Annotated in this window: 6 protein-coding genes; 3 read left to right on the forward strand and 3 right to left on the reverse strand. The window is 44.4% G+C overall.

Annotation, left to right across the window (positions count from 1 at the left end; all coding sequences use genetic code 11):
• Positions 1–344: 344 nt before the first annotated feature.
• Together F6J99_RS27135 and F6J99_RS27140 are read left to right on the forward strand one after the other, a co-directional pair.
• Positions 345–3,587 carry a HEAT repeat domain-containing protein gene (locus F6J99_RS27135; protein WP_293117121.1) on the forward strand — a complete coding sequence of 1,081 codons (3,243 nt, stop codon included), beginning with the start codon at positions 345–347 and terminating at the stop codon, positions 3,585–3,587.
• 93 nt (positions 3,588–3,680) lie between these two features.
• On the forward strand, positions 3,681–3,827 hold the full coding sequence (locus tag F6J99_RS27140; RefSeq protein ID WP_293117124.1) for a hypothetical protein: 147 nt from the start codon (positions 3,681–3,683) through the stop codon (positions 3,825–3,827).
• A gap of 66 nt (positions 3,828–3,893) precedes the next feature.
• Here the strand turns inward: F6J99_RS27140 and F6J99_RS27145 are convergent, their stop codons facing one another.
• Genes F6J99_RS27145 through F6J99_RS27155 form a run of 3 tightly spaced genes read right to left on the reverse strand, consistent with a single transcriptional unit; the run spans position 3,894 to position 4,975 of the window.
• Positions 3,894–4,340, reverse strand: coding sequence for a ferredoxin (locus tag F6J99_RS27145; RefSeq protein ID WP_293117127.1), 447 nt, complete (start codon positions 4,338–4,340; stop codon positions 3,894–3,896).
• Complete coding sequence (locus tag F6J99_RS27150) at positions 4,340–4,726, reverse strand: DUF1257 domain-containing protein (RefSeq protein ID WP_075903446.1); 387 nt, start codon at positions 4,724–4,726, stop codon at positions 4,340–4,342. Before F6J99_RS27150 ends, F6J99_RS27145 begins: the two co-directional genes overlap by 1 nt.
• 39 nt (positions 4,727–4,765) lie before the next feature.
• Complete coding sequence (locus tag F6J99_RS27155) at positions 4,766–4,975, reverse strand: DUF2997 domain-containing protein (RefSeq protein WP_071108026.1); 210 nt, start codon at positions 4,973–4,975, stop codon at positions 4,766–4,768.
• 672 nt (positions 4,976–5,647) lie between these two features.
• On the opposite strand from F6J99_RS27155, the gene F6J99_RS27160 reads away from it, so the two are divergent.
• On the forward strand, positions 5,648–6,688 hold the full coding sequence (locus tag F6J99_RS27160; RefSeq protein WP_293117130.1) for a saccharopine dehydrogenase-like oxidoreductase: 1,041 nt from the start codon (positions 5,648–5,650) through the stop codon (positions 6,686–6,688).
• Positions 6,689–6,991: the final 303 nt, after the last annotated feature.

Consider the following 6,991-nt stretch of genomic DNA (forward strand, 5'->3'; position numbering starts at 1 on the left):
CGGAAATCTCTCTAGTTTTTCCCCCTTCTGCCCAAATAACCAAGGGGAGAGCAAACCCTTTCTATCCCATTTCCTAACTCGATCCCCCCCAGCCCCCCTTAATAAGGGGGGAGTCCGGAAATCGATCTAGTTTCTCTCCGTTCCCTTAATAAGGGGGGAGTCCGGAAATCTATCTATTTTTTCTCCCTTTACTTAATAAGAGGGAAGTCCGGAAATCGCTCTGGAAAGTCCCCCTTATTAAGGGGGATTTAGGGGGATCACAACCTAAGCAAAAAACCATCTCGCTACTACCTGCTCCCGAAATTGCTATAATTAAACCTATCGAACATAATTACCTATAAATTATGGAACCATTGTCCCTTTTGGCTAGTTTAGAACTATCGAAAGTAGCGTCACCGTTGTTAGGTATTATTGCGGGACAAGCAGGGAAGCATATAATTAAATCTCTGACTAAAAGCGATATCGAAAAAGCCATCAAAGCCGGAGCAGAAGCGGTTGATCAATGGGACAAACAACTGGATAGTCAACAGCGCTTATTTTTTCACGCTCCCCCGGATGGCTGGAATGGAGTTAGTAGGTTTTTGAACGACTATTTTACTCATTCAGCTGTTTTGGCGGAATTACAGAAACCGTTACTTAATCAAGGGAAGCCTGATCGGGAGATTTTAAGCACGGTATTTCAACAGCAAGCTGAAGCCAATGACATTAAACTGAATCAAGATAGTATTAAACCTTGGATAGAGAAATTTATTAATGCTTATTTTCAGAAGACTTATACTTATCTAAAATTTCAGGTAGCTAAAGCGGATTATAATCAACAGTTAGCTAACTGGTATGATGATGTCAAATTTGCTGGCATTGCTGTGCCTGGGCAAGAAGTAGAAAAATCGGAGAAGTTAGCCCAAATTTTTGTAATGCCAGATGTAGTGGAAGACGTATCAACTGCTGGCGCTTGGGAAAGGGAGTTGTTAGCAGCCGGTAGTGGGGAAAAGCCAGAAAGGCTACTATTGGAAAAGACAACTGGCCGGAAATTCTTGGCTCAGCAGTTATTGAGCCAAAGTCAGTCGAGACGAGTGGTAATCTTGGGTGCCCCAGGCTCTGGTAAAACCACCTTGATGAGCTATTTTGCAGTAATGTTAGCTCAGGGAAATCCTGAGGTTTTGGGATTAAAGGGTGATACCGACTGGTTACCGATTTTAATCAGGATGCGAGACTTTGCCAGAGATCTCGATAAAAGCCTAATCGACTATGCTCGGATATTTGCTGAAAACACCATGTCAGTGAAACCGTTACCAGTGGGATTTTTTGAGCATTGGTTATCTGATGGTAGAGCCTTGATATTGCTGGATGGTTTGGATGAAGTAGCAGAAGAGGCTAAACGCCATAATGTAGTCAAGCGCATCGAGAATTTTTTAGGACAGTTTGACAGAAATCGCGCTATTATTACATCTCGACCGGCTGGTTATCGACGGGACTTTTTCCGCACTGAGGAATTTCCTCACTATCAAATCCAACCCTTTGATGACCAGAAGATTTCGGCATTTATTGAGAACTGGTATAACAGTCGCTTTCAAGACCAAGCAAAAGCTCAAAGGCGCAAGCAAAGTTTACGAAAGGCGCTGGATGATAATGACCGGATTACCTTGTTGGCACGGAATCCGTTATTGTTGACAATTATTGCATTAATTCATCGGTATCAAGCGGTATTGCCCAAAGAACGGTTTGAGCTTTACAATTGCGCAGTCAAAACCTTGTTAACCTCTTGGGATGCTAACAAAGAAATCAGCAATCAGGGACTATTTAAGTATCTAGATTTCTATGATTTGCGTCGATTGATGGAATTGTTAGCTTATTGGATTCATAGCCAAGGAAATAGTGAAGATAACGAAGGCGGCACCTTGATTAACCAAAATGATTTGATTGCTCAGTTGAGTCAGCAGATTAAAACATTGAAGCAGGTGCAGTTATATCAAGCTAAAGAAGAAGCAGAAGTATTTGTAAACTTGATTCGCGAACGCACCGGTTTATTGAATGAGCATGGGCAAGATTGTTATGGGTTTGTTCATAAGACGTTTCAGGAATATTTGTGCGCTCAGGAGATTAACTATCAAGCAGAGAATGAGTATGATTTTGGAATTGTTTTAAATCATATTCGGGAGCATTTACATGACTCCCACTGGCGCGAAGTGTTATTATTGCTGATAGCACAACAAAAACCAAAAAATGCGGCAAAGGCAATTCGATCAGTATTGAATAATACTAGTGACTATGAGGATTGGTTACACCGGGATTTGTTGTTTGCTGGTAATTGTTTGGCAGAAGACCCGAAAAATTTCCGTGGTGCTGATGGTGGATTGGTGCAAGAGATTTTGGAGCGGTTGGTTGAGTTAGAGGTGAGTAGTAATGAGCGGGTTGGAGAGAGGGTTTACGAGGAGGTTTTTCAGATAATTTGTAGTTTGTATGACACGGATTTTGAGGCACAGGTATTGGAATTGTTGAAAGAGCAATCGGATCGGATTGATGACTGGCGATTGCTTAACTATCGAGCTGAATTAGGGGAAAAGGATCAGGTAATTACAATATTGCTAGCACGGCTAAAAGATGAGAATTCTGATGTGCGTAGGGAAGCAGCCGATGCTTTGGGCGAATTGGGCAATAGCTCAGAAACTGTAATAAAAGCCCTACTAGAACGGCTTCAGGATAAGGATTTTTCTGTGCGTGCGAACGCAGCCAGAGCCTTAGGTAATTTGGGCAAAAGCTCAGAAACTGTAGTCAAGGCCCTACTAGCACTGCTTCAGAATGATCATTCTTATGCTTCTGTGGATGATTTGCATAGGCGTGCGAGCGCAGCCAGAGCCTTGGGTAATTTGGGCAAAAGCTCAGAAACCTTAATCACCACCCTACTAGAACGGCTTGAGAATGATCATTCTTATGTGCGTGGGTGGGCAGCCGGTGCCTTGATCAATTTGGGCAACAGTTCAGAAACCGTACTCACCACCCTACTAGAACTGCTTCAGGATAAGAATCCTTGGGTGCATGGGAACGCAGCTGATGCCTTGATAAAATTGGGCAACAGCTCAGAAACCGTAATCAGTGCCCTCCTAGAACAGCTTCAGGATGATCATTCTCATGGGCGTGGGTGGGCAGCCAATGCCTTGGGCAGATTGGGCAACAGCTCAGAAAACCTAGTCAGCGCCCTGCTAGAACGGCTTCAGGATCAGCATTCTTGGGTGCGTGGGAACGCAGCCGAAGCCTTGGGCGAATTGGGCAACAACTCAGAAACTGTAGTCAACGCCCTGCTAGAACGGCTTCAGGATGATGACTGTTTCGTACGTAGCAACGCAGCCAGAGCCTTGGGCAAATTGGGAAACAGCTCAGAAACCTTAGTCAGGATCCTCCTAGGACGGCTTCAGGATCCCGATTCTGGTGTGCGTGGCAGCGCTGCCTATGCCTTGGGGAAATTAGGCAAAACATCCAATCATATTCTTGCTACTGTGATTGAATGGATTGAACAACACCAAGATTCCGACTATTATGTTGGCAGAGGTATTGATGTGTTGTGGGATTTGGTCGTAGGCGAAGAATAGGGAGTCGGGAGTCGGGAGTCGGGAGTAGTAAGAAAGAGATCTAAAGAGTTTTTGATGTTGTGATAAATCAAGATATTTCTGTGGTACAGTATAATGCTATCCAGTTTTAAGGTATTGTTGTTGTTGGATGCGATCAAGGATGCGATCGCATTTTCCCTACTCCCTACTCCCTACTCCCTACTCCCTATAATCCCAAAAAACCATTGCGTTCAAACAACACAAAACCCCCAACGGCTCTAAGCCATGGAGGATTTAGTACTATAAAAAGCGATTGACCTTTGGTCACGCTGCGCGATCGCATTCAGCCTAGGTACGTTTTTTCCTAAGCTTCCTTGCCAGCTTCCTCTCCTTTATTTTGGCAGCCACAACACTTGGTTCAATAGGCAATCCTGCTCTAGGAATTACCTGATATTGTCGCTCCTCTTCTAGATTTTTAAGCTTAGTGTAATCAACCCAGTGGATACAATCTACTGGACAAGTGTCTATCGCTTCTTGTATCACCTCTTCTGGGTCGCCATCTTGCCGAAAAACCCGGGATCTACCGTGGTCGGCTTCCATGTAAAACGTATTGCGAGCGACGTGGGCGCAGTGTTTACAGCCAATGCAGGTAATTTCATCAACGTAAACACCTTTTTGTCGCAGAATACCCCCTAGCTCTGGCTCAAAACCAGACCGCTCTGGAGCATCTCGAAAGACACCCCCTAACTCTGGTTCTAAACCCGAACGCTCTGGCGTCGGTGAGAACTCAGACATTACGCGCTCCAACGTTGTACCACTAAACGAATTGAACCATCTTTATTATCTTGTTGCTCAGCAACCTCAAAGCCTTGCTTAGCAGTTTCCTTAATTACTGTGTTGTAAGCGTAACGCTGGGTTACCCGTTGTAGGAAACCATCTACAGACCAAGGCTGTTGCCAATACTGAAAATCAGCAACTAGTTCGTAGGCGTTACCATTCCAACTAAAACCGATGTCGTAGTCATTCTCTTGCTCAATCACTACTTCAGCAGTGCGAGTTTGGCCTTGATAACCGCGCACAGAGCTAGGACCAGATTCCCAATCAATCCCTAAGTCAGTTAAAGCAGTTTCTAAGGATGAACGGTTACGGATTTGGGTTTTGATAGTGCTGAAATGAGACATGTTTGGTAATTAAACGAATTTACTAACTGGAACACAAATTTACCAATGGCTAACCGTAGCTTGAGTTGTCGCTGTTGCGGACAGTTCAAGCTTTTGGTCGAAGTAATCTGATGTTTTCTCAACAGATACGACTCGTCCTAGCTGAGCTTCAATAGCAGCTGTTACCTCTGCGCAAGATGCTCCGATGATCCCAGTGACTTTTTCCTGGACTCGACCATCTGGATAAATGACAAACTCTAATGTTTCCATAATCGCCTGAGTGCTCGGTTTATCCCTAGTTACAGGTTGTGGCACCGGTTGTTGCGCCAGTCCAGGAGTATGTAATCCCGGATTGATATCACACTACGCATTAAGGTGTTTGACATTGATACAAGCAGCAAAAGTAGTTCTAGTAAACTATTGCCTCTTGCCTCTTGCCTCTTGCCTTGCGCGTAGCGCTATATCACTGATCACTGACTAGTGCTATAGCTGGTCACTAATCAAATGATAATAATTCATATCATGGCGCAAACAACATTAACATAAGTTTATAGTAAATCGAGTGTTTACTTTAATATTTTGTAAGTTTCTCGTAACTTTAGGGAATAGTCAAGGGGTGGTGTAACCCAAAAATGGTTTGTTAACAAAAATATAGGGGTTTTTAATCAAGGGACTGAGGCCGTGGGCCACAATCTATAAACGGCTATATATAAACCTAGGGGACTAGGCCAGGGTAAGCCAAAAAAAAATTGAGCCAAAATGTGATACTGGTCAAGGATTATGACTAGATAACGCCAAGATTTTTCAGCACTATTGCATGATTATATCAATAATATTGATAATAATTCCTCTTTATTGATTTTTTCCCTTACCCTGGGGACTGGGCAAAGTATGAAGTATGAAGTATGAATTATTAAAGTTGGGCGAAAGAGTCTATAAGTTATGAGTGAAACGCAAGTCAGAGGTGTAAATAACCCCAAAACCGCCAATCCCAATGGATTAGAGCGAATCAGAGTAGGGGTTTTAGGCTTTGGGGGATTAGGTCAAGCCGCGACCAGAGTCTTAGCTCCTAAGGGAGAAATGCTTTGGGTAGCAGCAGCTGACCGCAAAGGTTATGCGTATGACGCAGCTGGGTTAAATCCTGACCGTTGTATCCAGACCTACCAATCCCAAGGTTCATTGGGTTATGTAGAACCAGGTGGCACTTTAAGTAGCAACAGTATCGAAGACTTAATCCAAAACGCGACAGTAGATGGATATTTTCTAGCACTGCCAAATTTACCGAATACCTTTATGGCATCGGTAGTTAAGCAATTTATTCAATCGGGTTGGCAGGGAGTGTTAGTAGATGCTCTCAAGCGCACTAGTGCTCTAGAACAAGTGTTGCAACTCCAAGATGAATTGCAAGCTGCTGGAATTACCTATATGACTGGCTGCGGTGCTACTCCAGGATTATTGACCGCTGCTGCTGCGATCGCATCTCAAAGCTATGCCGAGATTCACAGTGTCAAGATTACCTTTGGGGTAGGGATTGCTAACTGGGAAGCCTATCGAGCCACCATTCGAGAAGATATTGCTCACCTTCCCGGTTATGATGTAGAACGAGCCAAAGCCATGAGTGATGCTGAAGTCGAAGCCTTATTAGATGAAACCAAAGGCATCATCAGCCTAGAGAATATGGAACACGCTGATGATGTGATGCTGGAACTAGCAGGGATTTGCTCACGCGATCGCGTTTCTGTTGGTGGTGTCGTGGATACCCGCAATCCTAAAAAACCCCTCAGTACCAATGTCCAAATCACCGGTCGCACCTTTGAGGGTAAGATTTCCACTCACACCTTTACCCTTGGTGATGAAACCAGCATGGCTGCTAATGTCTGTGGTCCCGCCTTTGGCTATCTAAAAGCAGGAGTTTCCCTACATCACAAGGGGATTTATGGTCTATTGACTGCTGCTGAAGTTATGCCGCAGTTTGTGAAATAGTCGGTTTTAGGGAGTAGGGAGTAGGGAGTAGGGAGTAGGGAATCGGGAATCGGGAATCGTGCGTAGGGTGCGTTAGGGGCGGACTTGCCATGATTTTTCGCCTCAACGCCCGGGTTGGGATAGTCCGCCCCGTAACGCACCACCTTTGGGCGAGCCCTCTTCTGTCTATAGCTGAGAAAAACGCTATACTGAAATAATTTCCTGATAATTACCCTATCTCCCTATCTCCCTATCTCCCTATCTCCCTATCTCCCTATCTCCCTATCTCCCTATCTCCCTATCTCCCTATCTCCCTATCTCCCC

The sequence above is a fragment of the Moorena sp. SIO4G3 genome (genome assembly GCF_010692305.1).
In the GTDB taxonomy this organism is placed as follows: Bacteria; Cyanobacteriota; Cyanobacteriia; order Cyanobacteriales; family Coleofasciculaceae; genus Moorena; species Moorena producens_A.

What these genes read in the sequence shown, in the direction of transcription:
- F6J99_RS27135 (WP_293117121.1), top strand. Translation starts at nt 345, where the DNA reads ATGGAACCATTGTCCCTTTTGGCTAGTTTAGAACTATCGAAAGTAGCG.
- F6J99_RS27140 (WP_293117124.1), top strand. Translation starts at nt 3,681, where the DNA reads ATGCTATCCAGTTTTAAGGTATTGTTGTTGTTGGATGCGATCAAGGAT.
- F6J99_RS27145 (WP_293117127.1), bottom strand. Translation starts at nt 4,340, where the DNA reads ATGTCTGAGTTCTCACCGACGCCAGAGCGTTCGGGTTTAGAACCAGAG.
- F6J99_RS27150 (WP_075903446.1), bottom strand. Translation starts at nt 4,726, where the DNA reads ATGTCTCATTTCAGCACTATCAAAACCCAAATCCGTAACCGTTCATCC.
- F6J99_RS27155 (WP_071108026.1), bottom strand. Translation starts at nt 4,975, where the DNA reads ATGGAAACATTAGAGTTTGTCATTTATCCAGATGGTCGAGTCCAGGAA.
- F6J99_RS27160 (WP_293117130.1), top strand. Translation starts at nt 5,648, where the DNA reads ATGAGTGAAACGCAAGTCAGAGGTGTAAATAACCCCAAAACCGCCAAT.